This window comes from Pandoraea sp. XJJ-1, assembly GCF_026802345.1.
Taxonomy (GTDB): Bacteria; Pseudomonadota; Gammaproteobacteria; order Burkholderiales; family Burkholderiaceae; genus Pandoraea; species Pandoraea cepalis.
In genome coordinates this window covers 4,594,672-4,620,822 of record NZ_CP113827.1, presented here as the reverse complement: position 1 = coordinate 4,620,822, position 26,151 = coordinate 4,594,672, and the positions used below count along the sequence as shown (strand labels likewise).

Here is a 26,151-nt window from a genome sequence, read left to right as displayed (position 1 = left end):
GTTGCTGCGTCTCGTCTATCGCGCGCTCTGGTGGATCGTCGCGCCGCTGGCCGTGGTGCGGCTATGGTGGCGCGGCCGCTTCGAGCCCGGATACCGTCGTCACATCGGCGAACGCTTCGGGTTTTACGACGCGCCGCCCTACACCGGTCGCCCGCTGATCTGGGTGCACGCCGTCTCCGTCGGCGAGACGCGCGCCGCGCAGCCGCTCATCGATGCGCTGCTCGAGCGCTATCCGTCGCACGGCATCCTGCTCACGCATATGACGCCCACCGGACGCGCGACCGGGGAGACCCTGTTCGGCGATCGCGTGCTGCGCTGCTATCTGCCGTACGACATGGTCGGGCCGATCCAACGCTTCCTGAAGCAATGGCGGCCGAGTGTCGGCGTGGTCATGGAGACGGAAGTCTGGCCGAATCTGATCTTCACGTGCCGCGAGCGTGGCGTGCCGCTGGTGCTGACCAACGCGCGGATGTCGGCGCGCTCGTTCCGGCGTGCAGCACGCTTCGGCGATGCGGCCAAGCCTGTCTTCGGCGGATTCAGCCGCGTGTTTGCGCAGAGCGATGCCGATGCCGAACGTTTGCGCATGCTGGGCGCGAACGACGTCGACGTGATGGGCAACCTCAAGTTCGACATGACGCCACCGCCCGCGCAGCTTGCGCTGGGGGCGCGCTGGCGCGAGCGTTTCGGTGAGCGCAAGGTCTGGCTGGCCGCGAGTACGCGTGACGGCGAGGAGTCGCTGGTGCTTCAGGCGCGCGCCATGTTGGCGGCGTCCTCGGAGGTGGGGAGGCGTTCGTTGCTGGTGCTCGTGCCGCGACATCCACAGCGCTTCGACGAGGTGGCCGAGATGCTGGATCGAGTGCGAATTCACTACGTTCGTCGCAGCACATGGGCTGACGACGACACGTCGCTGCCCGCGGATGTCGATGTGGTTCTCGGCGATTCGATGGGGGAGATGGCCGCGTATTTCTCGGCGGCGGACATCGCGTTCATTGGCGGCAGCCTGCTGCCGCTGGGCGGTCAGAACCTGATCGAAGCCTGTGCGGCGGGCACGCCGGTCGTCTTCGGTCCGCACATGTTCAATTTCACGCAGGCCAGCGAGAACGCATTGACGGCGGGCGCCGCGCGACGGGTGAGCGACGCCGGTGACCTTACGACGGCACTGGCCGAGTTGCTGGTCGACGACGACCGGCGGCTCGCGATGCGCACGGCCGCCATGTTGTTCGCGAAACAGCATCAGGGCGCGACCGCGCGTACCGTCACCGCGCTGGGGCGTTGGCTCGACGCGGGCCTTGCCGTCCCGCAGGACTGACGTCGCGCAGGTTCAGTAGGTCGGCATCGACGGGTCGACCTGGCGCGCCCAGGCATCGATTCCGCCGTCCAGATTGAACAGTTGGGTAAAGCCTTGTTGTTCCAGGAACATCGCGGCGCGAGCGCTGCGCATGCCGTGATGGCAGATGCACACGATCGGCGCTTCGGCGTCGAGTTCCGTCAGACGGGCGGGCACGTCGCCAAGCGGTACGTTCCGGCTCTCGGCGATGCGGCAGGTCTGCACCTCCCAATCTTCACGCACGTCGAGCAGCGTGGGTTGGCCGCGCTCCCCGTCAGCGAGCCACTGGGCCAATTGCGCCGGTGTAATGTTTTGCATGATGGTCGTGTGTCGTTTGGGTCGCGACCCGGCTCAGAACTTGAAGCTCGACGGCTTCGTCGCGACCAGATAGGCCACTTGCGTCTCGAACAGGTTTTCGCGGCGGTATTCGGTCTCGGACACGCGCGTGATGAGCACGGCTTCCATGACCGGGCTACCCCCGATGAACGCTGCCAGACGGCCGCCCACCTTGAGTTGATCGAGGAACGCCTGCGGCAGCTCGACCAGCGCGCCCGAAATGGCGATCACGTCGTAGGGCGCGGCGGCGCTCCAGCCTTGCGCGCCGTCGGCGTTGACGACTTCCACGTTGGTCACGCCATTGGCGCGCAGCGTCTGCTGGGCCGTCTGGGCGAGATTGGCGTCGAACTCGACGCTCGTCACGTGGTGCGCATTGTAGGCCAGCAGTGCGGCCATATAGCCCGACCCCGTGCCGATTTCAAGCACGTTCTCGTGCTTCTTCGGCGCGAGCGCTTGCAGAATGCGCGCTTCCACACGCGGAAACATCATGTGCTGGCTCTTGTCGGCAATCGCTGCGCCCGGCAGCGGCAGTTCGACGTCGGTGAACGCGAGTGCGCGCTGGGCCGTCGGCACGAATTCCTCGCGCTTGACGAGCTTGAGCAGATTGAGCACTTCTTGGTCGAGCACATCCCAAGGACGGATCTGCTGCTCGATCATGTTAAAGCGGGCCTGTTCGTAATTCATTTCGATTACCGTGGGTAGTAGGCAAACACAACCCGGCATTTTACCAGTTCCGGGCGGTAGTCATGTGACTGCGTGAACTTTTGTCGCCTCGGCGTCGTCAGCCGCCCTGGCCACGCGATGCAGATAGGCGCCGCACATCGTCGCCATCTGATCGGCGATCTGGCTGGCGAGCGTCGCATAACAGGTACCTGCGGGCGCGCGATTCTCAAGAATCGCCTTGATGGGCCCGGTCATCGAGTTCAGGAACACGAACGCGACGGTCTCGGGATCGTCGAAATGCGCGTTTTGCGCTGTTTTCAGCATAGCGACGACGGCCACGTGCATGCGCGTGGACGCCCCCGCAAACACTTCCCGCCCATCGAGATCTTCCGAGAGCCGGTACAGCGCCTGGGCTTCTTCGATGTCCGTCATCTTCGCGCCGACATACGCCTTGGCGAGCGTCTGCGCCATCGTTTCCAGCGGCTGGGCGTGCGAGGCCAGACAGGTCGCCTCCACCGTCTCGACGATCCGGTCGATGTGCCGCCCGAGCACCGCATAGAGCAGTACCTGTTTGTTCTGGAAATACTGGTACAGCGTGCCCACCGACACGCCCGCCCGTTCGGCCACACGCGTCGTGGTCAATTGACGCCCGCCATCGAGCAGCAAAACCTGAAGCGCCGCTTCGAAAATGGCGTCGATGGTGACCCGCGAACGCGCCTGCTGCGGCGTCTTACGGGGCGTTGCGGGGCCTCGGCTGTCAGCTTTCATATGCGAATGGAAAAACTGAAGGATTCTTCATAAACTCAATGCTAACAAATTTGCGTGCGGCCGGGCGCAACACAACAGGTCAATCGACGGGAGCAGGGATGAAACGGGACGCCATCGAGAATACGGTGCGCGCGGATGCCGAACGCCATCTGGGACGTGTGGCGCTGGTCACGGGCGCGACCCGGGGTATTGGGCAGGAAGTCGCGCGCGGGCTGGCCGAGGTGGGCATGACGGTGCTGGTGGGCGCGCGCGAGCCCGCGAAGGGCGACGAGGTGGTCGAGCCGTTGCGCAAGGCGGGTTTTCAGGCAGAGACGCTCGTGATCGACCTGCTGCAGCCCGAGACGTTGCATGCGGCGGCCTATCGGATTGGCCGCTACTACGGTCGACTTGACCTGCTGATAAACAACGCGGCCGTGACCGATCCGCGCGACGACGCGCCTGAGAAAGCCTCCATCGAAGCCGTCGAGCGGGTGTTCGCGACCAATTTCTTCGGCACCTTGCGCGTTACGCAAGCCATGCTGCCGTGGCTCGCGCGCTCCGCGCGGGCGCATATCGTCAATGTGTCGAGCGGCCTGGGCTCGCTGGCGCACAACAACGATCCGGCGTGGGAGCATGCGGCGTTCCGGCAGATCGGGTTCAACGCATCGAAGGCGGCCTTGAACATGCTGACGGTGCAGCTCGCGCAAACCTTGCGTGAGACGTCGATTACGGTGAATTCGGTCGATCCGGGCGCGCCCGCCGATCTGACGGTCGACGCGGCCGGCAAGCGTGCGCGGCAGGGGGTGGCGCAAGGCGCGCGCAGTGTGCTGATGCTGGCGCTCGGCGAGCGCGGGCCGGTGACGGGCGGCTTCTTCGACGGCGCAGGCCGCTTGCCGTGGTGAGCGTCATGCAGTGTCGTCCTCACTGCGCGGCCTGCTGCATCGCGCCTTCCATCTCGACGCCGATTCCCGGCATGCCGAACGGCAAGCCGGCGAACACCCGTTGCGTGCAACTGGACGACGAAGACCGTTGCCGGATTTTCGGCAGCCCGCTGCGTCCGGCGGTCTGTGGATCGTTGCAGCCCTCGGCCGAGATGTGCGGGAACGATCGTGCGCAGGCCATCGCCTGGCTAACGCAGCTCGAGACGATGACCGCGCCGGCGACGCCGTAGTGGCGTGCCGTATGCGAATGCTATAGTCGCGCGTGTCGGGCGCCAGGCGCCCAGTCGCGGACTTTGTCATGCCGGGTAGTGCTCATCCAGATCAGCGAATTCGTCAGCAGTGCGACGGGCTTGCGTCGCAGGACGCCTTGCGCGTCCCGAGTCGCCTCACGCGCCGTCGTTGGCTGGCGCTGGCTGGCGCGACGGCGCTCGCCGCAGGGCTGAGCGCCTGCGCGGGGTTGCCTTTCGGCAACGACTACACCTTCTCCGAAAGCCAGTTGCAACGCGCGCTCGACCGGAAATTTCCGTTCGACCGTCGCGTGCTGGCGGTGCTCGACGTGAACCTCTCGCATCCGCGTCTGACCTTGTTGCCGGCACGCAATCGTCTGGCGGTGTCCGTCGACGCGACGGTGACGCACCCGTTCGGTGGTGCGCCGCTCACCGGCACGCTCGCCATCGAGAGTGCGCTGGCGTACGACCCGGCGACGATGTCGGTCGTGCTGCGCGATCCGGAGGTGGAGACGTTCACGGTCGACGGTCTGCCCGAGCGCTGGTCGCGTCAATTGAACGCCGCCGGGGCATTGATCGCGACGCAATGGCTGCAGGGCGCGCCGCTTTACACGTTCAAGCCCGAGCAACTGAACATCGGCGGCGTGGCGCGACAGCCGGGCGCGATCACCGTGCGCTCACATGGCGTGAACGTCAAACTCGATGCGCGTTGACGCGGTCCGTCCGACGCGGCCTGGCGCATCGCTCTCGCTTCCCGTATTCCCCTATTCGCAATTCGCACCTTCTCAGGAACTCATTGCATGGACTTGTTGCTGGCGTTCAAAGCCCTCATTCTCGGTGTCGTGGAAGGTCTGACCGAATTTTTGCCGATCTCCTCGACCGGGCACCTGATTCTGGCGGGCAGCCTGCTCGACTTCAACGACGAGAAGGGCAAGGTCTTCGAAATCGTGATTCAGTTCGGCGCCATTCTCGCGGTGTGCTGGGAGTATCGCGAGAAGATCGCACAGGTCGTGGCCGGCCTCGGCAGCGATGCCAAGGCGCGCCGCTTCGCGGTGAACGTGATCGTCGCGTGCCTGCCCGCCATCGGGCTCGGCCTGTGGCTCGGCAAGCACATCAAGGCCGCGCTGTTCAACCCCACCGTGGTCGCCACGGCGTTTATCGTCGGTGGCGTGGTCATCCTGCTGGTGGAGCGGCATAACCGTCGCAACGCCGAAGCGGGCAAGCGCCCGCGCGTGAATTCGATGGACGACCTGTCAGTCGTCGACGCCCTGAAAGTCGGCCTCGCGCAATGTCTCGCGCTCGTGCCGGGCACGTCGCGCTCAGGGGCAACGATCATCGGCGGCATGATGTTCGGGCTCGAGCGCAAGGTGGCGACCGAGTTCTCGTTCTTCCTCGCCATCCCGATCCTGTTCGGCGCGACCGTCTACGAACTCTACAAGGCGCGCGCGACGCTCTCGGTCGACGACTTCAGCCTGTTCGGCATTGGCTTCATTGCCGCCTTCATCAGCGCCTTCATTTGTGTGCGCTGGCTGCTGCGCTACATCGCGTCGCACGACTTCACGGCGTTCGCGTGGTATCGCATCGTGTTCGGTCTCGTGGTGCTGGCGACGGGCTACAGCGGTTGGGTAGTCTGGGCCGACTAAAAAAATGGGGCACCGCGTGGTGCCCCGTGTCGTCTCTGGCGACGCGTCTCAGCCGCGTTTGCGGAACACGAGATCCCACACGCCGTGACCGAGGCGCAGGCCGCGATTCTCGAACTTCGTCACTGGACGATAGTCGGGACGCGGTGCATAGTCGGCCGCCGTGTTTTCAAGCGTGGGTTCGCCGCCGAGCACTTCGAGCATCTGCTCGGCATATTCCTGCCAGTCCGTTGCGCAGTGCAGGTAGCCGCCTGGCTTCAGGCGCGACGCGAGCAGCGCCACGAACGGCGGCTGCAGCAGGCGGCGCTTGTGGTGGCGCTTCTTGTGCCACGGATCGGGGAAGAAAACGTGCACGCCGTCCAGCGAGGCTTCGGGCAGCATGTGCTGCACGACTTCCACGGCATCATGCGCAACGATGCGTACGTTCGACAAGGGCGTTTCGCCGATGCGCTTGAGCAATGCGCCCACGCCCGGCTCGTGCACCTCGACGCCAAGGAAATCGTCTTCCGGACGCAGCTTGGCAATGTACGCCGTGCCGTCTCCCATGCCGAAGCCGATCTCGAGAATGCGAGGCGCATCGGCGCGCGCGAAGGCGGCGGGCCAGTCGAGCGGCTCAGGCGCGTAGGGCAGCAGGAACTGCGGGCCGAGGACGTCGAACGCGCGCTTTTGCGCCTCGGAGCTGCGCCCTGCGCGACGCACGAAGCTGCGAATGCGGCGCGGGTGCGCCACGTCGTTCGGATCGACGTGCGTGTCGTCGTCGCCCGTGGCGTTGGATTGCGACGCGCCCAAGTCGGCGTCGTCGTCGTGGGCCGGTGGCGCGTCGTCAGCCGGCGGTTGTCCGTGGTTCGTCATGGAAACAAAAAGCCGTCTGGGCGACGGCTTGTCGAGGAATGCTGCGGCGGGCGGCACATCCGGCATTGCGGCCGGAGTCGGCACCCAACACGATGATTTTTCGAAAGTTTTTCCCGTGCCATGGCGGCGGGAACGGGCCCGATTATCTCCCGGAACGTCCTTCACTGGCAAGTTGACGTCGTGCACAAGCCAGGCGAGCGGCCCGCAATGAGCGTAGACGCATGGCACGAGGGCCCGGAATCTGTGCCTGCGACGGCAACCGACGCGGGCTATGTCCGCGCAGGCGTTAGCGCGTCTTCGTGCGCGACGGCTTGGCCGCCGCGCGAGCTGCCGGCTTGTTGCCAAGCACGCCGGTGGTCTCCATATCTTCGAGCCAGGAGAGCGCGTCGGCGTGGCGCAGGAAGTGCCGCAGATAGTCGGGCGAGATGTCGTGCATCAACGACAGTGCGCGGTGTACCAGATGGCTGGAGTTGAGCGGCCCGGCGTTCTCCGGCACCTGGGCAAGCGACTGACGCAGATTGCCGTCGGTGCTCACTTTCGACCACGTCTCGCGGAAATATTCGAGGACGTCGAGGTCGTCGAAGGCATCGTCGGTGGCGATGACCGTCGGTGTAAGCGCCACGGGGGCGGGCGGCGCGACGGGGCGTTTCGGCAGTGCCGTGCTCCCGCTGACCGGCTGAACGGTATCGGTGGTGCTGGTGCTGGAGCCATCGCGCAGCGTCCGGCCTGGCGGCGTTGCGGCTTTAACGGCGTGAGACGTCGTCGGCGGAGCGGACCGTTCACGGGTGGGGGCCACGCGTTGCGCAATGCTCGCTGTCAATTCTGCAAGCGGTGAGGCGAGACGTTGTGTCGTCGGGGCAGCATCATCGGCGGATGCGGGCGATGCGGGCGATGCGGGCGATGCGGGCGATGCGGGTGATGCGTCAGATACGGCAGATTCGGCGCCGGCCGCGCCAAGCGACTGCGCAAACGCGTCGGCGAGTGCCGCCAGACGTTCGTCGAGCACGCGCCGCACGTCGCCACGAAAGGCACGGCTGCGCAGCGCCAACGCTTCGATGCGATGAAAGCGCACCGGGTCTCGTTTGTCGGCCCCGTGCGCCCGCCATGCGGCGAGTTGCTCGGACAACGTGTCCGTTGCCTCGTACGCCTGCGCGGCGCCAACCTCGGCGGGCATCGCGTCACGCATGGGGCTTGCCCGCGTTGCTGGCGCTGCTGCGTGGCATCGGCGCGATTTCCACGCGGCGGTTCTTCGCGCGACCGGCCTCGTCGCGGTTCGACGTAACGGGCTGTTCCGAACCAAACGCCGCGGAGAAGACCGACGACGGCGGCACGCCCGCGGCGATCAATTCGCGCGTCACGGTGAGCGCACGCTGGGCCGACAACTCCCAGTTATCGGCAAATCGCCGGTTCGTTTCGCGCACCTGTTGATCGTCGGTGAAGCCGCTGACCATGAGAATCTCGTCGCTCGCCCGGAGATAGGCTGCCAGCGGGGTGGCCAGGCTACGCAGCACTTCACGCCCCTGCGGTTGCAACTGGTCCGAGTTCAGCGCGAAAAGCACATTGCCGCTGATGCCGATACGACCGTTCACCAGTGTGACGCGCCCGCCTGCGAGGGGGCCGGCCAGCGCTTTCTCGAGCGTCTCGCGGCGTTGCGTTTCGGCCCGGCGCTCCTTCACTTCACGATCGAGCTTGGCGGAGAGTTCGATCTGCACGCCGATCACACCGAGCATGATGAGCACGAACGCGCCGAGCATCACCGACATCAGGTCGCCGAAGACGGCCCATGTCGGCGCTGCCGCACCGACCTCGCCGCTGTCCCCGATGTCCGCGTCGAAATCGTCTCTCATGCTGCCGCGCTACCCGGTTGTGAGCGCGTTTGCGCCAGTTCCTGAAGGTTTTCGAGGATCTGCTTTTGCGACATCACGCTCAGCTCCACGACTTCGCGGGCCTGCGCAACGTAGTAGCCGAGTTGTTCGTCGCTGCGCGCCATCGACTTGTCGAGCGCGGCTTCGATGCGTTGCAGGTGGTCGAGCAGTTGCGCGTTCGATTCGCCGAACGATTGCACGGCGGCGCCGAAAGCGTCGCCCAGGCTCGCGATTTCCACCGCGCTGCCGGTGACCTGCGCCGACGCGGCGGTGAGCTTCTCCGTTTGCGCGGCGATGGCGTCGCCCAGATGCGTGCCGGCACGTTCGAGCAGTTGTGCGGACGTCGTCACCAGGTCGTCGACCGCGGCGCGTTGCTCGTTGCCCGCGTGCTTGACGGTGTCGAGCAGCGTGCCCAGCGTGTCGAGCAGACGCGAGCGCTCTTCGAGCATGGCATTGTCGCGCACCATGCTGTCCGAGAGTTTCTGGCGCAGCTCGCCAATGATCTCGGCGGCGGCCTTCGGCGCCTCGGACGCGGTCTGCACCAGACGCGAAATTTCGGCGAGCGTGTCGCTGGCGTGGGCGCGCGTCTGTTCGGACATCTCCAGCGCAGTGCGCGCGAGCGTGTCGCAGATGGCCTGTTGCTGGCTGGCGCTGTGCTCACCGACCTGCTGCCATTCCGAGCGCAGCGTGGCGAGCGTGCCTTCGAGCGTTTGCGTCCACGCCGACAGGCGTTGCGTTTCGCGCTCGGCCGTGGCGTCGTGATGGGCCGCGTTGGCTTCCTGAAGCGCTTGCAGCAATGACGCGCTGTGGTCCGTGAAGACGCTGGTCGTCGCGGCCACGAGTTGCTGGTTGCCGTCGGCCAGCCGTTCGCTCGTGCGCGCGTGCTCCGCGATCGCGTCGCGCCACGTTTGCGCGACGTGGGTCGACGTTGCATCCATCTGCGCCGAGACGCTTTGCAGCAATTGCGACGCGCGTGCCTCGAAGGTGTCCGCAAAGCGGGCAAGCGCGCTCGCCAGATCGCGGGCGAGTGCGTCGTTGGCGGACTGTTGCGCGGTGAGGGCTTGCTTCCACTCGCCGGACACGACGCTGGCCGTCTCCGACACGCTGTGCATCGCGCCTTCCGTGCGCAGGCTCACGCCATCGATCAGGTGCGCCGAGCGTTGCTCGAAGGTCTCGGTGAAGCGCGCGAGTGCGGCGCCGAGTTCGGTATTCAGGGCGGCGTTGGCTTGCTGTTGCAGCGCGATCGATTGATCCCACGCCTGGGCGACGCGCTCGTGCGCGCCACTGACGTTTCCGCTGGCGGCGTCGAGCTTGGCGGCCACGTCGCCGAGCAAGGCCGTGGAGCGGGCTTCGAACGTCTGGGCGAAGCTTTCCAGCGCGGTGCCGAGGTCTTGCGTCAGGGCGTTGTGCGAGCGCTGCTGCTGGGCGAGGGCTTGCTCCCATGCCTGGGCGACGGTCGTCTGCGCCGTGGCGATGCTGCCGGTCGCATTGTCGAGACGCGAGGCGACATTGGCCAGCAGGTCGGTGGAGCGGGTCTCGAAGGTCTGGGCGAATTGCGCAAGCGTGGCGCCGAGATCCTTGGCGAGCGCATCGTTGGTCTGTTGCTGTGCCGCGAGCGACGTTTCCCACGTTTGCGCAACGCCGGCGTGCGAGGCGCTCACTTGCCCGGCTGTGGTTTCGAGACGCGTGGCGACCTCGTCGACGAGTTTGGCCGAACGGGCCTCGAAGGTTTGTGCGAACTGGGCCAGTGCGCTGCCGAGTTCCTTGGCGAGGGCATCGTTGGTGCGCTGCTGCGCGGCGAGCGACGTCTCCCACGTTTGCGCAACACCCGCATGCGCGGCGCTGACGTGTCCGGTCACGGTTTCGAGCCGGGCGGCGACGTCGTCGACCAGTCGGGATGAGCGCGTCTCGAAGGTTTGCGTGAATTCGCCCAGCGCGGCGCGCAGTTCGGTGGCAAGCGATTCATTGGTGCGCAACTGAGCGTCGAGCGAATCCGTCCAGACATTTGCCACGCGGGCGGTGGTGGCCTCGAAGCGATCCGACAGACCGTCCATTCGATCCTGCATGGCGGTGGACACGGTCTGGTGCCACGAGGCCGACTCGCGCGCGAGGCTGGCCATCGTCGCCTCGACCTCGGGGCGGATGGCGGCACTGGCCGCGTTGGCCGTCGTTGCGACGCTGTCCTTCAGGTACTGCTGCATGGCGTTGGTGAGTTGCGCGTACGAGGCGTCGGTCTTGGCGTGCAGGGCGTCTTGATTCGCGACGAGCCGTTCGCCAAGCGACTGACTCTGGCGCTCCATGGCGGCCATCATGTCTTGCAGACGGTCGACGAGGGCGGGCATGACCGTCGCCTGCTGTTGAAGCAATTGCAGCGTGGTGTCGCGCTGATGCTGTCGCGAGAAGCCGCGCAGCGTCGTGACGATGCGCGCGTCGAGCGATTGCACGACCTGGGCGCGTTGCTTGCGGGCGAGCGCGGCGAGCAGGCCGAGCATCGCGGACGTGGCGACCCCGGCCACCGACGTGCCGAACGCAAAGCCGAGGCCTCGGACGGGCGATGCGAGCGAGGCGCGGATGGCTTCGAGATCAGTGGCGCCTTCGAGCGCGAGACCGGTGCCGCGCAAGGTGGCGGCCATGCCGAGGAAGGTGCCGAGCATGCCGAGCAGCACGAGCAAGCCGACCAGATAGGGCGTGAGGGCGGGGCCGGGCAGGCCGACGCGTTCCCCTTCGACGCGCAGACGCACGGCGGTGCGCAGGCCGGCCGGCAGCGTGTCGAGCCACGACGGCAGCGACGCGGGGGGGGAATTCAGGCCGGAGACGGCGTTGGCGAGAGCATCCGTCGCTTGATGGAAGCGTTTGAGTTCGAGGGCGCCGAAGAGATAGACGGCGGCGATGAGCAGGGCGACGGCCAGCGCGAGCGGGTTGGTGCCTGCATAGCCGATGGCGATCCAGCCGACGACGGCCAGGCCTGCGACAAAGGCGACGAGATCAACGAGGTAACGGGTCATGTTGTCCGGGTTCACTAACGTTTTCGCCGGGGGGCGCCGAGGCGAGGGCGGCGATCAGCCCTTCGATCGGTTCGAGGCGTATATCCAGTTCTGCGAGCAAAATGCTCTGCATGTCCCGGTGAAAGGTGTCGAGCCATGTGCCGGCGGGCGCGAGAGGCGGCGCGCCGGGCACGCGCGGGGCGGCCATGGCGGCTTGTTCCGTATCGCGCAGTCGCACGAAGTGCCCTTCGAGCAGATTCGGTACACCGGCGAGAAGTGTGCGCTCACGGGCGGCCATCACACGTTCCATGACGGCGTCGACGCTGGCGAGTCGGGCGGCGTGCGGCACGCGGCGTGCCAACTGTGCGCGCAGGCGGGTGCGCAGGGCGCTGATCGCCGTATCCATCGTCTGTTGCGAGGTCGCGTAGCGCTGACGATAGGCGGGAAATTCCGCGAAGGACGCGGCTCGTTGACGCTCGGCGGCGCTCAGGGCGCGGATCTGCCCGCCGGGCGCGGCGGCCAGGCCGCAATCGCGGGCGATGGCGGCGGCGAGGTCTGCACGCACGCGTGCCAGTTCGCTGGCCGGATCGTGCGCAGCCGCGTGCGCGCCGGGCGTTGCGGCCGGCGGGGCGGATTTGAGGGCCGACGACAGGGCGATGGCGTCGGTCCAGCCCAGCCACTGGCTCATGCGGTCCGAGAGCGACGGCGCGGCCTCAGGTGGCGCGAACGTGCTCAGACGGGCCAGCGAGCGTATGAGTGTCGGGGCGCTGATAACGGGACGCCGGGGCACTTGCACCATTTCACTGGGGGGTAGAAAACCCAGCAGTTTACACTGCGCGCGCCCTTCGCTTGCCCTTTGCCCGTCCGTTGCCTCAGAAGCCCCAGTAACACACTACGTTCTGGCCTGCGCTGGCGTCGCTCACGGACGGGCTGAAGCCATGCGCCCGGCTGCGGGCGAAGACGATTTTCGCCTGGCGCGCGTTGCCGCATCCACCGACGTAGTCGAGCGTGCCGATCCAGAGCTTGCGACCTCGCACGCCGGGGTGCTCCCGTGACCACGTCAGCAATTCGCGCTCGACGGCGGCGTCGTACGTTGGCGCGTAGACCTCCTCGTGCGCAATGCCGTCGAGCAGCGACGTGAAGGCGACGCCGCCGGTGATGCCCTGACGCGTTGCCGGGCCGGTGGCGTTCTGCATGACGAGGATCTTGTCGGGGAAGGCGTTGCGAAGTTCGCGCACCAGATCGAGCGCGCCTTGCTGGCAAGTGGCGTCGCAGGGGCCGTTTCGGGTTCGCACGCCATGCTCGATCAGTTCGAGATTGTCGAGATAGAAACCGTCGACGCCCTGCGCAATCAACCGCGGCGCGACGTACGACACGATGAGCTTGCGGTACGCCGAGTCGGACGGGTTCATCCAGGTTTCATCACGGTAGCCGTCATAGCGGCCCAGATGCGCGCGGCGGTTCCGGCCGCAGGGGAGGAAGCCGGCGGGGGCGTGCTGCCAGTACGAACGAAAGCGCTCGCAGGCGCCGAGATTGAGATAACTGATGACGCGGTTCGTGCCGTCGGCCTTGAGTGTGGCGATTTGTGCAGGCGTGACGTTGCCTTGATCAGGGTCGGCGTCGATATCGATGAGCCGGAAGGTCTTCGCCACGCGGGCGAGGTCGAGGTGGGCGACGTTGCCGTAGTAGCTGACCCATGGGGCACCGATGCCGATATCGCGACCGGTCGGTGCGGCGACGGCCGCTCGGGGTTGTGTGGGCGTTTGCGCGGACGACACCAGGGCCGTGAGCGCGAGGAGAAAGCACAGAACGCAGCGCAGCCATGACATCGGGGCTCGCGCGCGCTGTGGGAATCCGTGTAGATTGACCTGCCTGGCGTGAGTCGTCATGGATGCGATGGACGCAAAAAAGCCGTCTGCAAGACGGCTGATCGATGAGTGCTACGAATGCTGCTGAAAAATTCGTGGAGCGGGCGATGGGAATCGAACCCACGGCTCTAGCTTGGGAAGCTAGGGTATTACCATTATACGACGCCCGCGAAGTTCGCTATTTTACGCGGGGATTGGGGTTCTTGGCAATCAGCGTGTTTCGTAAGTGTGTACGATTCTGGGGTGAGAGTCTTGGGATCGATTCCCATCGCTGGCGCTTTGGACCGACCAGCCTTTCGTAGACATCTTCGAGCCATAATTTATGGCCTCCGATGAGGTCAGCATGAATGTAATGACCCAGCGAAACCTGCACAGGTTAAGCGGCTAATGCAAATGCCTCAGTCGGGGGGGGCATCCCAAGCGCCTGATGTGGGCGCCGGCGATTGGAGAAGCGTATTGACGTCCCCTCAAAAAACCGTAGCGACGAGAATTGCATTTTTCCGTCCATCGCGTCCGCCATCGGAAAGTCAACACGCGCGTCAAAGGATTCGTTCACGGTCTTGCGAGATATCCTCGGGACCGGATGGGGAATGTATCCACACGACAAGTCGCACGGATACACCGGCCCCCCAATTCCTGGCCGCCGCTGCTCTGAGATCAAACAGTGGTCCCGAACATGGCCCCCACGCCCGCTGTCACTGCCATCGCAAAGGTGCCCCAGAAAGCCACGCGCAGCGCACTTTTGAAGAGAGGAGTTCCGCCAACGGCAGCAGCGGCAGCGCCGAGCAGGGCCAGGAAGAGAATCGCCGTCGCCACGATCCAATAGAGCAGGCTCTGCTCCGGCGCCAGCAGAACCACAGCTAGCGGCATGGCCGCGCCCACGGCGAAGCTCCCAGCAGACGCCATTGCGGCTTGCAGCGGGCGCGCGCTCAACGTTTCCGAGATGCCCAGTTCATCGCGCGCATGCGCGCCCAGCGCATCGTGCGCCATCAACTGCGTGGCGACTTGATCCGCGAGCTGCTGATCCAGGCCACGCCGCACGTAGATGGCCGTCAGTTCCCGATGCTCTGCCTCCGGGCTGTGCCTCAGTTCCTCACGCTCCCGTATCAAATCCGCCGTTTCTGTGTCGGCCTGCGAATAGACCGATACGAACTCGCCGGCAGCCATGGACATGGCGCCTGCCACCAATCCCGCCACGGCCGTGGTCAGGATGCTGGAGTGGCTTGCATGGGCCGCGGCCACACCGGCGACCAGACTGGCCGTGGAAATGATGCCGTCATTGGCCCCAAGGACGGCGGCGCGCAGCCAGCCGATATGTTCAGTGCGGTGACTTTCAGGATGGGCACGATGGTGAAACTTTGTCATTGAAGATTCCGATCCATGTGAAGTAGCTTTGGGCAATCCGTTCAGCTGCGACGCCTCGGGAAGCCTGCGAACCCGTGTGCTGTCGCGCATGACGTCGTCGGCAACGCCAGCGCTCCTGCGCCCATAAATACGTGATGTCGCCGCACCAGACTTGATTCGACGCCGCCACTTCGAGCTCGCGATTCAAGACGTCCGGAATGTCGATGCGCTCCAGCGTAGCGCGCTTGTATGCGTGGTTGCCAGGTTGCTTTCATCATGGCCAGCAGATATGTACTGCGCCAACAGGCCGGATACATTGACGCAAACGATGTTTTGTCGAGACGGTAAACCAGCTACTTGCAAATCCGGGGCAGACCCTACGTTCTTTAAAATGATCTTCTCCCTCTCGATGCGTTCAACCCACGCTTCCAACTCCTGGATGCGCTGCCGCTCTGGCGTCATTGCAGGACGCCGAGGCGTGATGCCTCGCCGTTCCTGGGGCAGTTGTTGAACCCGGCGGCGCAGAACCGACTCCGCGCCGCCGACCGACCGGCTGGCATCGACGTGACTATAGCGCTGGTCGAGGACTAGAGACGCAGCACTGCGCTTGAACTCAGGGGAAAACGTACGACGTTGCTTGCTTATCAGACACCTCTCCATGGCGAGTATTCTCGCCTAAATTGGTGTCCGGGGGCGATTAGACCACTACAATCGACCACCACGACCCGCCAGCGATTTAGCGCAGTTCCGGCATTTTCAGCAGGGTGTCCTGTAGCTTGAGCATCGCGTCTGCGGCAGCTCGACGACCGGAGAGCGAAAAGTCGCTCTTGAATTCGCTGAAGTCTGCATGGCCGGTGCCGGTCACGGTCCGCGTGGCGAAAATCGTGCCATCCAGGTTGCGAATTTCGCACTTCAGATTCACCGTGAAATCCGTTGCGGGCCACGTGACCAAGCTTGCCGACGAGGAATCCGTCGTTATCGTCGGCACAATGACGTAGGCGAGCGCGCTTTCCTTCGTCGAGGCAGCGACATCGACAGACTTCAGGCGTGTCACGTTCGTGAATACGTTCGAAAGCACCTTGTAGAAGGCGGTTTCGGCATCAGCGTACGGCTTGTAGCGGACCTTGTCGCCACCACCGCCGGGGGTCGTCACGATCAGTGCACGTGACTGATCGGTGATCACGTAGCCGACGTGCTTTTCAATGCGCGTGGCGCCTTCCGGTGCATCGATCGCCGCAATGTCGGGACTCATGCTGACCTGATGAGCGCAACCCGACGCCAGTGTCACGGCAAATACGACGCCCAACCATTTGAAAAATTTCATCTTTCATCTTCCCCAGTAGCTTGGCTTGTTTATTGGAGTGCTTTCAGAAACGCATCATCATTGAGCAATGACGTGAGCAGCTTCTGCACAAGCTTGGGGTAGGCCTCGGTGGCTCGCGGAATGGCAATGGCCGCAACGAAGTTTGACGACCACTCCGTCTCCACCGACTTCACCTGGTCGTAGCGCGTTTGATCGCCATGGGTCACGACAAAGCGTGCTTGGATGGTGCCCTTGCCCGTGGCAAGGCCGGCGTCGACGTCGTTCTGCAGCAAGGTGCCGGTAATGCGAACAGGCGAATTGGGCGAGAGCTTGCCCGCCAGCGACAGCTCCTGCTTGATCGCTTCGGCGAGATACTGACTATAGGAGTCGCCATACGGCGACGACATCGTCATCGCTCTCAGTGAAATACCGGTTTCGGTCTTCAAGCCGGGCGCCGGCGTGAATTTCCCGACTGCGGCCTTGTAGTCGCCGCCGATCTTCAGCTTGTCGACGTTATCCAATGACGCGCTGTAGTTCGGTGCAGTAGTGGAACATGCGCACAACATTGCGGTGAAGATCACCGCAACGGCAACTCCGATCTTCTTGAACATGAATCTCCCCGAAATACTGACGAACGCCCGAATACCTTGATGTGGCATCGTGGCGAGTTTTTAATTTATTTGTAATGCGAACTAATAATATTGGCTTGAATAATGTGGTGTCAATGGCATTTCACATGAAAACAGATCGATATGCGAACGATGCAACAAGCGACAATATCGTGTGCTGTCAACCTGCGCCTGACGGATAGCGCCTGGGGCGATCGAGACGCTTGAGGGGGGGCTTGGCATCAGAATCGTGCAACGCCAGGCCCGCCGTAGGCGATGCCGAGCGAGTGCCCCGTTCGCGTGCGAGGTGCAAACTGTCGAACTGGCATACTTAAGCAAAGTTGAGCTACGTTCCCCATTCCCATGCTCTGGAATTCAGCCGATCCGCGCCCCGTCCTCCGATTGGGCCTGAGTCGCATCCGTCTTGAGAGAGAAAGTCATGAAAGCAGCCATTGGACAATTCGCCGTTGCCGCAGATGCGTCTATCAACGCGCAGACCTGCCTGCAATGGATGGCCAAGGCACGCGCCGCCGGTGCCGACCTGCTGGTACTCCCCGAGGGCGTGCTGGCGCGCGACATCGCCGACCCTGACCTGGTGCGCCGCGCCGCGCAGCCATTGGACGGCGAGTTCGTGACCGCCTTGCGCGAAGCAAGTCGAGGCAACCACCTCACGACGATGATGACGGTGCACGTGCCCGCGACCGCTGACGGCAAGGTGTGGAATGTCCTGATCGCACTGCGCGACGGCGAAATCATCGCCGAGTACAAGAAGATCCACCTTTACGATGCGTTTTCAGTGAAGGAGTCGACAAACGTGGTCCCCGGTAACGAGGTACCGCCGCTGGTCGACGTCTGCGGCCTCAAGGTTGGCCTGATGACGTGCTACGACGTGCGCTTCCCCGAGCTGGCGCGACGCCTCACGCTCGATGGCGCCGACGTGTTGGTGTTGCCGGCCGCGTGGGTGAGGGGGCCGCTCAAGGAGGCGCATTGGGAAACCCTGTGCACCGCGCGTGCGCTGGAGAACACGTGTTATCTGGTGGCGTCGGGGGAATGCGGGCCCCGCAATATCGGCGCAAGCATGGTCGTTGACCCGTTGGGCGTGATTGTCGCGCGCGCGGCGGAAGCGCCCGCATTCCTGCTTGTCGACCTCGATCCGGCCCGCATCGCCGAAGCGCGTCGCGTCCTGCCTTGCAACGAGAATCGTCGCTTCGCAGCGCCGCAACTTTAGGGCGTGTCGGGCCGGCTCAGCGCATGGCATGAACGGCTGACGTGCCGGGCAAGCCGAGTGACGATGTCGGCCATGTCGGACGAAGCCACCATTACATCAACCGATTGCGCGCTTCGAGCAGCAACTGCGCCGCCAACTTGCCCAGCACCGTACTTGGCGCGTGTGTATCGGGCACGCTCGGCACGCACGCCATCCATTCGGTCAACGCTTCGGCCGGCATCGGGCGCGCAATCGCATACCCTTGGGCGATATCGGCGCCGAGAATCACGACCGCCTCGAGCATGCCCTCGTCTTCGATGCCTTCCACCACGACGGCCTTGTTCAACGAGTGTCCCAACTGGATCAACTGATAGGTGAAGCGCAGGGTCTCCAGGGGATCCCGACCGACAGCGCTCACGATGTCCCGGTCGATCTTGACCAGGTCGAACGGCACTTCGCGCAGGCGCGTCAGACTGCTATAGCCCGAACCCAGATCGTCCTCTGCCAACTGGATTCCCAAGGCTTTGAACTTCGCCAGCTCCTGCGATACGTCCACGCCGAGCGGGAAGGCATCGGTTTCCAGCACTTCCAGCGTCAACTGGTTTGGCGCGGCACCGCTCTTCTTGAGCGCCCGCTCCGTGACTTTGAAATAGCGGATGTCGCCAAGTGCGCTCGATGGCAAGTTCACGGAGACGCTCAGCGGGAAACCTGCGCGCAGCCAGAGGCGGCGCTGCGACAGTGCTTGCTCGAGCCCGCGCTTGTATAGCGTGAGGAAGTCCTCGGACGACAGGGCGGGGAAGAATTCGCCAGGTGCCAGAAGGCGATCGCCATCCTGCAAGCGGGCCAATGCCTCCACCTTGGTCACTTGCCCCGTTTTGAGATCAAGCAGCGGTTGATAGTGGATCTTCAGCGCGTCAGTCCCGAGAAGCTTGGACCAACGCTGCCGAACGGTATAAGGCACGGTGCGGGTATGGCCGGCCAGGCGCTCGGTGCCGGCAATGGCGAAGCCCAGAATCGTCTGCAACAGGGAAACGAAGGCAATCTGATCGGCGCCGGTCAGTGCGCCGGGCAAGGGGCTGTACAGGTTCAGGATGGCGGCCGTGGGTTCGCCCGGCTGGTGCAGGGGAATCGCAATGCAGGAATGAAAACCGACCGGCAAGGCCGCGGCCCGCCACGGCACCATCTTCGGATCGTTCGCAATATTGAGCGAGCGCACCACATGGCCGCTGCGCCAAGCACGCCCCGTGGGCCCCTGACTGCCGGACGAATTGCCCACAGTGATGGGCGCCGTTTTTTCGATCCCGGCGAGATAGCGCTCGATGGTGCCGCCAGCCGCCAATTCGAAGCGAAACACCCCCTGACGATCCGGCCGGCCCACCGCACAGCCGGCGATCTCGTCGTGTTCACCCAGAATCTGGACCACCTGGCTAATCAGGTCGGTATAACTTTCCGTTCTCCACGCCAGCAACGTGACGCGCTGCAATACTGCATGACGGGAGATCTGCAGGCGCTGATAGGCCTCGGCCTGCCAGGCGAGATCCTGGTTCATGCGCCGGCTCAGCAGACATAGCGCCTCGCCATGCGCCGCTGTATCGATGTATTTGACGATGGCTTCGCCAAGGACCCCTCGGGCTCGAACCAGATCTTCCCAGTTGAGCCCGACAATGGCATGCGTACGCCCGGCCCTGATGGCTTGCGCACGATGATCGGCAGCCGTCAGCGAAGGCGCCGAAAGCGCGCATAGTCGCTGGGTTTGGCGCGATTTGGCGTACCGCATTTCCGCTGGCGTCAGGTGATTCAGAATACGCTGGGACGCCGGCAGGCATGCAAGTCCATCGTGGAACTGGCTGACGATCGCTGCGGCGTGGCGTTGCACCTCGGCGAAGAGCGCCGCGAGTTGTGGCGTCCCGGCCATGCCGTACATCTCTCGTCCCTCGCTCACGGACGCAGGATCCTGAAGCGGGTGCCAGAACTTTTCGACGTTCGCTGAAACACCGGGAGATTGCATCTCGTCGTCTTGCGTGACCATGAACGTCGGCGGATCTGTGGTTTGCCTTGAAGGAATTAACGACCGGCAGTTGGAAATCCGCAGGCCGCGTCCAGCGACGAGCATACTGCACGGCCGGCCGCCATGCTACCGTGGTTTCACCTGACGATCCCAGCGGGGATCGTCGACAAATAGATAGCGCACGGAGATGGATTGGCGAGAGCGCATCGGGCATGGAGCGCTGATGGCCGCGGAGAGAGGGTGCCGACAAAGGGTGCCGACAGAGCGCGCAGACACCTCGACACGCCGGCACGCTGACGTGCGGCAAGTCCTGGAGGCCGGCCGCGGCGATGAGCGGCCGCATTGTCGCGGTAAGGCGCTAACGCGTTACCGCGTTTCGATCAGCACCAGGCGGGGACGTAGGCGGACCGGCAGTACGATCTGCCATACGGCGTCAATTCGAGACGCTCGCCCACTCGGCAGACCAGTTCACGCGCCAGCAGCGCGTTAATGATGGCATCCGACGGGGGGTCGTCATTGCGAATGACGCGATAAATGGCAGCGACTATGGCCTGCTTCGACAGCGTGAGCATTCGTGCTCCTGACATGGATGAGATAACTGCGAGCCGCGTTGACCGACGCACATTTCGCGTCGGGCCTGAGATACCCGCACATGGCTCACGAACAAGATCGGTCGCGTAGCGATGGGCTATTGAGTTGGGTTGGTTTGTCGATGCCTGCAACGCTTTTGGACCGTGCACCCCATCAAACGACGTAGGTCGGTTCTCGCGAAGTGATCGAATTCGCTTCGATCGACTGATTGGATCTCGCAAGGATCGAGGAGATTGACGCGGTGTGGACTAGCGTCAGACTTGAGATTCTCTTTGTCACTTATACGCGTGTTCCGCGCATCGCGCAATGCTTTGTGCCGCCGAACGCCCGCCGACTGTGGCATCCGACGACACGCCCCCTGTCAGCCGATATGCGCGGCAAACCCCGTCTGTCCGGTGGCGACGTTGTCCTTGAGCGTGAGCGCCGGAATGTCGTATGCGCCGTGGTTCTGCTGCCGATAGGGAATCGGCGCCGTCGTGGCGAGTGTATCGAGACGCTCGCCCAGCTCGCGCTGAATCTGTGCAAAGCGCTCGGCGTCGATGCGTCCCGTACGGAAGGCGACGTAGGGCGGCAACACGTCGAACCCCGGGTAGAACAACATGCCGTGCTGAATCGGGAACAGCACATCGTCAATGGGACCGTTGATGCCGCGATCGCTGTAGTGCGAGTCCCAGCCGCCGGTCGTCACCACGAGCATTGCGCGCTTGCCCGCCATCGACCCTTCGCCGTAGCGGTCGCCCCAATGCGTATTCGAGTGCTCGCCAACGCCATACGCGAAGCCGTAGGCATACACGCGATCAAACCATCCCTTCATGATCGCGGGCATCGAGAACCACCACAGCGGGAATTGCAGGATCACCGTGTCCGCCCAGCGCAGCTTCGCCTGCTCGCGGGCGATGTCGGCGCGCTGCGTGCCGCTCGCGAACGCATGCTTCGAGTCGAGCGACGCATGGAACGGCTCGCTCGCATTGCGTTGCGGCGCGTCGTCCTCGTCGATGGTGCTCTTCCACTGCATTGCATACAGATCCGAGACTTGCACGTGGTGCCCGGCCGCTTCGAGTCGCTGCACAGCAAAGTCGCGTAATGCGCCGTTGAGCGAGCGCGGTTGCGGGTGGGCATAAACGATCAATACATTCATTTTTCAAACTCCGTTGCGATTGGGTTCATTCGACTCAGGGAACACAGGCAGGTTAGGCGCACGCAAGGTATATTGGAAATGAATTCCTGATATGCCAGGTATAACCATGAATAATTTGCGACGAATCGATTTGAATCTGCTGGTCACGCTCGATGTCCTGCTTACCGAACAAAACGTGACGCGTGCCGCCGAGCGGCTGTATATGTCTCAGCCGGCGGTCAGTGTGCATCTTGCGAAGTTGCGCGATTTGCTCGGCGATCCACTTTTGCTGCCGGGGCCGCGCGGCATGCGCCCCACCGCGCGCGCAGAGGCGCTGCGCGGGCCGTTGCGCGATGCGCTTGAATCGCTGTCACGTGCCGTCTCACCCGCTGCGGCTTTCGATCCGGCCAACGCCGACTTGACCTGGCGTATCGCCGCCACCGATTACACGGAGTCGACCCTGGTACTGCCGGTGCTTCAGCGCCTGCGAGCGGCGGCGCCACGCACGCGGCTGGCGGTGTTCGATCTGTCGCCGTCGCGCGTTGCCCGGCAGGCGGAGCAGGGTATCGTCGATATCGCGTTTCACACAACGGATGGCGCACCACAGGGCTTGCGTCGCAAGGCCCTGTTCGCGGAGCGCTATGTTCTGGTGGGACGGCGCGGGCATCCGAAGCTCAAACGACGGCCCACGCTCAAGCAGTTTTGCGAGCTGGAGCACGTCATTGTGTCGCAGGACGGAGGCGGCTTTCATGCGAGCACTGACGATGCTCTCGCGGGGCTAGGGGCATCGCGGCGCGTCGTCCTGTCCGTGCCGCATTTTCTCTTCCTGCGATCCGCGCTCGCCAGCACGGATCTGGTGGCGATGGCCCCCGAACGCCTCGTTCGCGACGATCCGGCGTTGCAGGTGACGACGCCGCCCGTCGACCTGCGGGGCTTCGAGATCTCGATGTACTGGCACGAGCGTGTGCATCGCGATCCGTCGCATCAATGGCTGCGGGAATGCATCGCTAGCGTTGTGTGACCTTCAGCTCGGGCGAACGAGCGTGCGGCGCTCGTAGTCGCGCGATCCCATCTCGGCCAGTCGGCTGATCGTGCGCGACAGATCGCGCCAGTCGCGCAGCGCATCGAGCGCGGGAATGAGCGGCATGTCGGACGCGATCAGCAACGTGCGTTGGCGGTCATAACAAATGTCGATCAGCCACAGGAATCGTTGCAGGGTGTCGGGGCGCTGGAGCCGTTCGACGTGCAGATCGCCCACGATCAAGGAGGGCCAGCGCTCGGCGAGCGCGAGGTAATCCAGATGCGAGCGATGTGCGACGCAAAGGTCGTCGAAATTGGCCCACAGCACGCGCGCGCCTGCGCTTTGTGCCGGCAGTGCACGGCCGGCGATCGTCACCGTCGACGGATTTGACGCGGGTCGCCCCTCCAATTCGGCATAACGCAGCGGCAAGAGCTCGCGGGCGTCGTCGGGGGGCGCGATCCAGCGTGGTAGCTGTGCCGCTTCGCCGCCCATGCGGTAGTCGGTGGCGCCGTCGAAATGCACGACCGCGAAGCGTTGCAGAATCACGGCGATAGTCGGTTCGAAACGCTCGTGAAACTCGGGGTCCGGCAGCAACTGCTGCGGCGCATAGTTCGACGTCAGCACCAGCCGCACACCCCGCGCCAGCGCGATGTCGAGAAATCGCCCGATCAGGAAAGCATCGGCAATGTCGTGGACGTGAAATTCGTCGAAACACAGTAACGCAACGCCGTGGAGCCAGCGATTCGCCACCGCCGCGAGTCGGTCGTCGCATGCCGGCTCGCGCACGAGTTGCCGATGGATGTCGCGCAGGAATTCGTGAAAGTGCACGCGCCGCTTCTCGCACTCGGCGACGGCGAAGGCGGCGTCCACGACGAGGCTCTTGCCGCGCCCGGGGAGTCCGTAGCAGTAAACGCCGTCGAAGGGCGGCTTGGCACGCCCCAGCAGCGCCGTGAGGGCGGCAAGGGCGTCGCGTTGACGAAGGTCGGGACGGACGTGGCGCTCAGCCAGCGCCCGCGTCACGCGCGCAATGTCGATCATGTAAAGCAGACTCCGGATAGCAGCAGCCGGCGTACCCGGCCGGCCAATGGGGGCCACTATACCGACGCTGCGCGGTTCCGGCTAATTTGGACTGCGGTGCGAAATCCGCGCATTTCGGCGTCGCCCTATCGCCCGCTCACCTCGTCGCCGCGATGGCATTGCGCAAAGACGCGGCGGATGCGCTAACGTATGGGCTCTGCGTAGGTCCGCATCCCTCAAGAGGACGTCAGGCATGTCTCACCCCTTCGATCCGGAACGCTATTTTCAGCGCATCGGTTACACCGGCCCGCGTGAAGCAACGCTCGATGTTCTGCGCGCCATCCACTCGCTCCATCCGCTGGCCATTCCGTTCGAGAATCTCGATCCGATTCGTGGCCAGCCGGTCGACGTCGAGCTGCCGTCGGTCGTTGCCAAGTTGCTCGATGGCGGACGCGGCGGCTACTGCTTCGAGCAGAACGCGCTGTTCGCCAACGCGCTGACCCATCTCGGGTTTGTCGTCACCCCGTTGATCGGACGCGTCGTGTGGGGGCGCTCGTTTGATGGGGAAGCGCCACTCACGCACATGCTGCTGCGCGTCGATCTCGACGGCGAGGCCTGGCTGGCCGATGTGGGTTTCGGCTCCGTCACGCTCACCGCGCCGCTGCGCCTGCATTCGGCGCAACCCCAGTCGACCCTGCTGGAAACGTTCCGACTGGAGACGGTTCGCACGGAGGACGGCGGGCCACCCAGCGAGTACCGCCTGAGCGTGCGCTCCGCCGACAAGTGGTTGCCTGTTTATCGCTTCGCGCCGAAACCCGCCGAGTGGATCGACTACAAGCTGGGCAATTGGTACACGTCGAGCGCGCCCGATTCCATCTTCCGAAATCAGCTCATCGTCTGCCGTGTGCTGCCGCTCGGACGCATTTCGCTACTCAACACAACGCTGACGGAGCGCTCGGCGCAAGGCGACGTCGTGGCGGAAACCGACATTGCGTCGGCGGCGCAACTCGCGCAAGTGCTGCGGGAACGCTTCGGCCTGAAGCTCGACGGCATCGACATCGATGCTTTGTACGACCAGGTGCGCGCCTGTGCCGCCAAGGCTGCTGGCTGAACGTTGTGGGCGCCATGCACTTGCCCGGCGTGTCAAACGACAAGGCCGCCTCCCGAGGGAGGCGGCCTGCGTGTCGTTGTCCTGTCGTCGTCAGCGGCAGGCTACGCGTCAGTGCGCCGACGTCGTGCCGGGCCACAGTCGCACGGCGAGCGCGGCGAGGGCCGCCAGCGTGGCGAGCGACGCGACGCCCGTCCAGCCCCAGTGCGCCAATGCCTGAGCACCGAGTGCCGCGCCGATCGACATGCCGATGAAGACGCCGACGAAAAGCACGGCATTCAGACGGCTGCGGGCGGCGGGTTCGATGCCGTACACGATGGTTTGATGCGAGACCAGCGCGACCTGCACGCCCAGGTCGAAGCCGATGGCGGCCAGACCGATCAGCCACAGTTGGGCATGGGCGCCGAGCATGGGCGCGAACAGCATCGCGGCGAATGACACGGCCACCAGGCTCGCCCCAAGACGGGTGACGATCTGCGGCCCCTTGCGATCCGCGATGCGACCGGCCAGCGGTGCGCCGAGTGCCCCGGCCGCGCCTGCCAGACCGAATGCCCCCGCCGCCGCCGCGCCCAGATGGAACGGGGCGTCGTGCAGCATGACGGCGAGCGTCGACCAGAAGGCGCTGAAGCCGACCGACAGCAGGCCCTGCGCCAATGCCGCCCGGCGCAGCGCCGGATGACGACGCCACAGGCCGACCACCGAGCCGAGCAATTGGCGATAGGTCATCTGCGTCGTCGGATGAAACGACGGCAGGCCGCGCCACGCCACCACGCCGAAACCGGCCACGCTGATAGCGGCGACGACATACATCGCTCGCCACCCGAAGTTCTGGGCCACGAAGCCGGACACGACGCGCGAGAGCAGAATGCCCAACAACAGTCCGGTCATCACGGTGCCGACGACTCGGCCCCGGATCGATTCGGGCGCGATCGCGGCCGCGGCGGGCACGATGTCCTGTGCCATCGTCGCGGTCAGCCCGATGGCCAGACTCGCGGCGAGCAGCGTGCCAATGCCCGGCGCAAAGGCGGCCAGCAGCAGCGCGAGCGTGAGAATCGCGCCCTTGACGAGCACGATACGACGCCGGTCGATAATGTCGCCGAGCGGCACCAGCAGCAGAATGCCCAGCGCGTAGCCGAGCTGGGTGAGCGTCGGCACCCAGCCTACGGTCGTGTTGGCGGCGTGGATGTCGTCGGTCATGATGCCGAGCATCGGCTGGGCGTAGTACAGCGAGGCGACCGTCAGGCCGGTGCCCGTCGCGAGCAGCAGGATCAGCCGGGCAGACAACTCGGGCTGCGGCCGTGCGGTGGCTTGACTCGCGCCGGCGGCGTTGGAAATCTGAGCAGAACTCATAAGGTGAGGCTCCAATAGCAAGGTACG

25 protein-coding genes, 1 tRNA gene and 1 pseudogene are annotated in these 26,151 nt (G+C 64.6%); 8 read left to right on the top strand and 19 right to left on the bottom strand.

Going from position 1 to position 26,151, the window contains the following annotated elements; translation table 11 throughout:
• Nucleotide 1: 1 nt before the first annotated feature.
• On the top strand, nt 2–1,309 hold the full coding sequence (waaA, locus tag OYT13_RS21325; RefSeq protein ID WP_268567915.1) for a lipid IV(A) 3-deoxy-D-manno-octulosonic acid transferase: 1,308 nt from the start codon (nt 2–4) through the stop codon (nt 1,307–1,309).
• 12 nt (nt 1,310–1,321) lie between these two features.
• Here the strand turns inward: waaA and OYT13_RS21320 are convergent, their stop codons facing one another.
• From OYT13_RS21320 to OYT13_RS21310, 3 genes are read right to left on the bottom strand one after another with little or no spacing between them, the layout of a single operon-like run.
• Nucleotides 1,322–1,645 carry a rhodanese-like domain-containing protein gene (locus OYT13_RS21320; RefSeq protein ID WP_017232120.1) on the bottom strand — a complete coding sequence of 108 codons (324 nt, stop codon included), beginning with the start codon at nt 1,643–1,645 and terminating at the stop codon, nt 1,322–1,324.
• A gap of 33 nt (nt 1,646–1,678) precedes the next feature.
• Nucleotides 1,679–2,347, bottom strand: coding sequence for a protein-L-isoaspartate O-methyltransferase family protein (locus OYT13_RS21315; RefSeq protein ID WP_026131629.1), 669 nt, complete (start codon nt 2,345–2,347; stop codon nt 1,679–1,681).
• 60 nt (nt 2,348–2,407) lie between these two features.
• Nucleotides 2,408–3,094: a TetR/AcrR family transcriptional regulator gene (locus OYT13_RS21310; RefSeq protein ID WP_017232118.1), complete on the bottom strand. Its 687-nt coding sequence runs from the start codon at nt 3,092–3,094 to the stop codon at nt 2,408–2,410.
• Between the two features lie 98 nt (nt 3,095–3,192).
• Here OYT13_RS21310 and OYT13_RS21305 point away from each other — a divergent pair, with 98 nt between their 5' ends.
• The 4 genes from OYT13_RS21305 to OYT13_RS21290 all read left to right on the top strand — a co-directional run bounded on the left by OYT13_RS21305 (nt 3,193) and on the right by OYT13_RS21290 (nt 5,884).
• Entirely contained in the window at nt 3,193–3,975 is a 783-nt protein-coding gene (locus tag OYT13_RS21305) for an SDR family NAD(P)-dependent oxidoreductase (RefSeq protein ID WP_261939736.1), read from the top strand.
• A 5-nt stretch (nt 3,976–3,980) separates the two neighbouring features.
• Nucleotides 3,981–4,244, top strand: a complete 264-nt coding sequence (locus OYT13_RS21300; protein WP_150563639.1) for a YkgJ family cysteine cluster protein — start codon at nt 3,981–3,983, stop codon at nt 4,242–4,244.
• A gap of 68 nt (nt 4,245–4,312) precedes the next feature.
• Nucleotides 4,313–4,954, top strand: a complete 642-nt coding sequence (locus tag OYT13_RS21295; protein ID WP_268566902.1) for a DUF1439 domain-containing protein — start codon at nt 4,313–4,315, stop codon at nt 4,952–4,954.
• 87 nt (nt 4,955–5,041) lie between these two features.
• Nucleotides 5,042–5,884 carry an undecaprenyl-diphosphate phosphatase gene (locus tag OYT13_RS21290; protein WP_017232116.1) on the top strand — a complete coding sequence of 281 codons (843 nt, stop codon included), beginning with the start codon at nt 5,042–5,044 and terminating at the stop codon, nt 5,882–5,884.
• 48 nt (nt 5,885–5,932) lie between these two features.
• On the opposite strand, the gene trmB is transcribed toward OYT13_RS21290, so the two are convergent.
• From trmB to OYT13_RS21235, 11 genes and pseudogenes are all read right to left on the bottom strand, one after another.
• Entirely contained in the window at nt 5,933–6,733 is an 801-nt protein-coding gene (trmB, locus tag OYT13_RS21285; RefSeq protein ID WP_442796430.1) for a tRNA (guanosine(46)-N7)-methyltransferase TrmB, read from the bottom strand.
• A gap of 286 nt (nt 6,734–7,019) precedes the next feature.
• Nucleotides 7,020–7,919, bottom strand: coding sequence for a DUF2894 domain-containing protein (locus OYT13_RS21280; protein ID WP_268566900.1), 900 nt, complete (start codon nt 7,917–7,919; stop codon nt 7,020–7,022).
• A complete protein-coding gene (locus tag OYT13_RS21275; protein WP_017232113.1) occupies nt 7,912–8,580 on the bottom strand; it encodes an OmpA family protein in 669 nt (222 codons plus the stop codon). Before OYT13_RS21275 ends, OYT13_RS21280 begins: the two co-directional genes overlap by 8 nt.
• The gene (locus OYT13_RS21270; protein ID WP_268566899.1) at nt 8,577–11,603 is read right to left on the bottom strand and encodes a DUF802 domain-containing protein; all 3,027 of its coding nucleotides are present in this window, start codon (nt 11,601–11,603) and stop codon (nt 8,577–8,579) included. The genes OYT13_RS21275 and OYT13_RS21270 overlap by 4 nt, the downstream gene beginning before the upstream one ends.
• Nucleotides 11,584–12,381, bottom strand: coding sequence for a DUF3348 domain-containing protein (locus OYT13_RS21265; RefSeq protein ID WP_268566898.1), 798 nt, complete (start codon nt 12,379–12,381; stop codon nt 11,584–11,586). The genes OYT13_RS21270 and OYT13_RS21265 overlap by 20 nt, the downstream gene beginning before the upstream one ends.
• 73 nt (nt 12,382–12,454) lie before the next feature.
• Complete coding sequence (locus OYT13_RS21260; RefSeq protein WP_268566897.1) at nt 12,455–13,411, bottom strand: endo alpha-1,4 polygalactosaminidase; 957 nt, start codon at nt 13,409–13,411, stop codon at nt 12,455–12,457.
• 135 nt (nt 13,412–13,546) lie between these two features.
• Nucleotides 13,547–13,620 (bottom strand) — tRNA-Gly (locus OYT13_RS21255).
• Nucleotides 13,621–14,107: 487 nt separating this feature from the next.
• Nucleotides 14,108–14,815, bottom strand: a complete 708-nt coding sequence (locus tag OYT13_RS21250) for a VIT1/CCC1 transporter family protein (protein ID WP_268566896.1) — start codon at nt 14,813–14,815, stop codon at nt 14,108–14,110.
• A 106-nt stretch (nt 14,816–14,921) separates the two neighbouring features.
• Nucleotides 14,922–15,454 (bottom strand): annotated as a pseudogene (locus OYT13_RS21245) (transposase); the annotation flags it as partial.
• A gap of 76 nt (nt 15,455–15,530) precedes the next feature.
• Entirely contained in the window at nt 15,531–16,118 is a 588-nt protein-coding gene (locus OYT13_RS21240; protein WP_017234816.1) for a hypothetical protein, read from the bottom strand.
• Between the two features lie 29 nt (nt 16,119–16,147).
• A complete protein-coding gene (locus OYT13_RS21235; protein ID WP_268566895.1) occupies nt 16,148–16,708 on the bottom strand; it encodes a hypothetical protein in 561 nt (186 codons plus the stop codon).
• A 436-nt stretch (nt 16,709–17,144) separates the two neighbouring features.
• Between OYT13_RS21235 and OYT13_RS21230 the strand changes: the two genes are divergently transcribed.
• Nucleotides 17,145–17,933 (top strand): deaminated glutathione amidase, encoded by a 789-nt coding sequence (locus tag OYT13_RS21230; protein ID WP_150563649.1) that lies wholly within the window; start codon nt 17,145–17,147, stop codon nt 17,931–17,933.
• A gap of 91 nt (nt 17,934–18,024) precedes the next feature.
• Here OYT13_RS21230 and OYT13_RS21225 read toward each other — a convergent pair whose 3' ends face one another.
• From OYT13_RS21225 to OYT13_RS21215, 3 genes are all read right to left on the bottom strand, one after another.
• Complete coding sequence (locus OYT13_RS21225) at nt 18,025–19,854, bottom strand: EAL domain-containing protein (protein ID WP_261939746.1); 1,830 nt, start codon at nt 19,852–19,854, stop codon at nt 18,025–18,027.
• Nucleotides 19,855–20,300: 446 nt separating this feature from the next.
• Entirely contained in the window at nt 20,301–20,492 is a 192-nt protein-coding gene (locus tag OYT13_RS21220; protein WP_017234820.1) for a hypothetical protein, read from the bottom strand.
• A 380-nt stretch (nt 20,493–20,872) separates the two neighbouring features.
• Nucleotides 20,873–21,649: an NAD(P)H-dependent oxidoreductase gene (locus tag OYT13_RS21215; protein ID WP_017234821.1), complete on the bottom strand. Its 777-nt coding sequence runs from the start codon at nt 21,647–21,649 to the stop codon at nt 20,873–20,875.
• Nucleotides 21,650–21,755: 106 nt separating this feature from the next.
• Here OYT13_RS21215 and OYT13_RS21210 point away from each other — a divergent pair, with 106 nt between their 5' ends.
• The gene (locus tag OYT13_RS21210; RefSeq protein WP_017234822.1) at nt 21,756–22,649 is read left to right on the top strand and encodes a LysR family transcriptional regulator; all 894 of its coding nucleotides are present in this window, start codon (nt 21,756–21,758) and stop codon (nt 22,647–22,649) included.
• A gap of 3 nt (nt 22,650–22,652) precedes the next feature.
• On the opposite strand, the gene zapE is transcribed toward OYT13_RS21210, so the two are convergent.
• A complete protein-coding gene (gene zapE / locus OYT13_RS21205; RefSeq protein ID WP_268566894.1) occupies nt 22,653–23,687 on the bottom strand; it encodes a cell division protein ZapE in 1,035 nt (344 codons plus the stop codon).
• A gap of 232 nt (nt 23,688–23,919) precedes the next feature.
• Between zapE and OYT13_RS21200 the strand changes: the two genes are divergently transcribed.
• Entirely contained in the window at nt 23,920–24,777 is an 858-nt protein-coding gene (locus OYT13_RS21200) for an arylamine N-acetyltransferase family protein (RefSeq protein ID WP_017234824.1), read from the top strand.
• A gap of 108 nt (nt 24,778–24,885) precedes the next feature.
• Here OYT13_RS21200 and OYT13_RS21195 read toward each other — a convergent pair whose 3' ends face one another.
• Nucleotides 24,886–26,124, bottom strand: coding sequence for an MFS transporter (locus tag OYT13_RS21195; protein WP_268566893.1), 1,239 nt, complete (start codon nt 26,122–26,124; stop codon nt 24,886–24,888).
• Nucleotides 26,125–26,151 lie beyond the last annotated feature (27 nt).

What these genes read in the sequence shown, in the direction of transcription:
- OYT13_RS21235 (WP_268566895.1), bottom strand. Translation starts at nt 16,708, where the DNA reads ATGTTCAAGAAGATCGGAGTTGCCGTTGCGGTGATCTTCACCGCAATG.
- OYT13_RS21215 (WP_017234821.1), bottom strand. Translation starts at nt 21,649, where the DNA reads ATGAATGTATTGATCGTTTATGCCCACCCGCAACCGCGCTCGCTCAAC.
- OYT13_RS21275 (WP_017232113.1), bottom strand. Translation starts at nt 8,580, where the DNA reads ATGAGAGACGATTTCGACGCGGACATCGGGGACAGCGGCGAGGTCGGT.
- trmB (WP_442796430.1), bottom strand. Translation starts at nt 6,733, where the DNA reads ATGACGAACCACGGACAACCGCCGGCTGACGACGCGCCACCGGCCCAC.
- OYT13_RS21230 (WP_150563649.1), top strand. Translation starts at nt 17,145, where the DNA reads ATGAAAGCAGCCATTGGACAATTCGCCGTTGCCGCAGATGCGTCTATC.
- OYT13_RS21295 (WP_268566902.1), top strand. Translation starts at nt 4,313, where the DNA reads ATGCCGGGTAGTGCTCATCCAGATCAGCGAATTCGTCAGCAGTGCGAC.
- OYT13_RS21270 (WP_268566899.1), bottom strand. Translation starts at nt 11,603, where the DNA reads ATGACCCGTTACCTCGTTGATCTCGTCGCCTTTGTCGCAGGCCTGGCC.
- OYT13_RS21195 (WP_268566893.1), bottom strand. Translation starts at nt 26,124, where the DNA reads ATGAGTTCTGCTCAGATTTCCAACGCCGCCGGCGCGAGTCAAGCCACC.
- OYT13_RS21220 (WP_017234820.1), bottom strand. Translation starts at nt 20,492, where the DNA reads ATGCTCACGCTGTCGAAGCAGGCCATAGTCGCTGCCATTTATCGCGTC.
- OYT13_RS21210 (WP_017234822.1), top strand. Translation starts at nt 21,756, where the DNA reads ATGAATAATTTGCGACGAATCGATTTGAATCTGCTGGTCACGCTCGAT.
- OYT13_RS21300 (WP_150563639.1), top strand. Translation starts at nt 3,981, where the DNA reads ATGCAGTGTCGTCCTCACTGCGCGGCCTGCTGCATCGCGCCTTCCATC.
- OYT13_RS21240 (WP_017234816.1), bottom strand. Translation starts at nt 16,118, where the DNA reads ATGAAATTTTTCAAATGGTTGGGCGTCGTATTTGCCGTGACACTGGCG.
- OYT13_RS21265 (WP_268566898.1), bottom strand. Translation starts at nt 12,381, where the DNA reads ATGGTGCAAGTGCCCCGGCGTCCCGTTATCAGCGCCCCGACACTCATA.
- OYT13_RS21290 (WP_017232116.1), top strand. Translation starts at nt 5,042, where the DNA reads ATGGACTTGTTGCTGGCGTTCAAAGCCCTCATTCTCGGTGTCGTGGAA.
- OYT13_RS21200 (WP_017234824.1), top strand. Translation starts at nt 23,920, where the DNA reads ATGTCTCACCCCTTCGATCCGGAACGCTATTTTCAGCGCATCGGTTAC.
- OYT13_RS21260 (WP_268566897.1), bottom strand. Translation starts at nt 13,411, where the DNA reads ATGTCATGGCTGCGCTGCGTTCTGTGCTTTCTCCTCGCGCTCACGGCC.
- OYT13_RS21280 (WP_268566900.1), bottom strand. Translation starts at nt 7,919, where the DNA reads ATGCGTGACGCGATGCCCGCCGAGGTTGGCGCCGCGCAGGCGTACGAG.
- OYT13_RS21250 (WP_268566896.1), bottom strand. Translation starts at nt 14,815, where the DNA reads ATGACAAAGTTTCACCATCGTGCCCATCCTGAAAGTCACCGCACTGAA.
- zapE (WP_268566894.1), bottom strand. Translation starts at nt 23,687, where the DNA reads ATGATCGACATTGCGCGCGTGACGCGGGCGCTGGCTGAGCGCCACGTC.
- OYT13_RS21305 (WP_261939736.1), top strand. Translation starts at nt 3,193, where the DNA reads ATGAAACGGGACGCCATCGAGAATACGGTGCGCGCGGATGCCGAACGC.
- OYT13_RS21320 (WP_017232120.1), bottom strand. Translation starts at nt 1,645, where the DNA reads ATGCAAAACATTACACCGGCGCAATTGGCCCAGTGGCTCGCTGACGGG.
- OYT13_RS21310 (WP_017232118.1), bottom strand. Translation starts at nt 3,094, where the DNA reads ATGAAAGCTGACAGCCGAGGCCCCGCAACGCCCCGTAAGACGCCGCAG.
- OYT13_RS21315 (WP_026131629.1), bottom strand. Translation starts at nt 2,347, where the DNA reads ATGAATTACGAACAGGCCCGCTTTAACATGATCGAGCAGCAGATCCGT.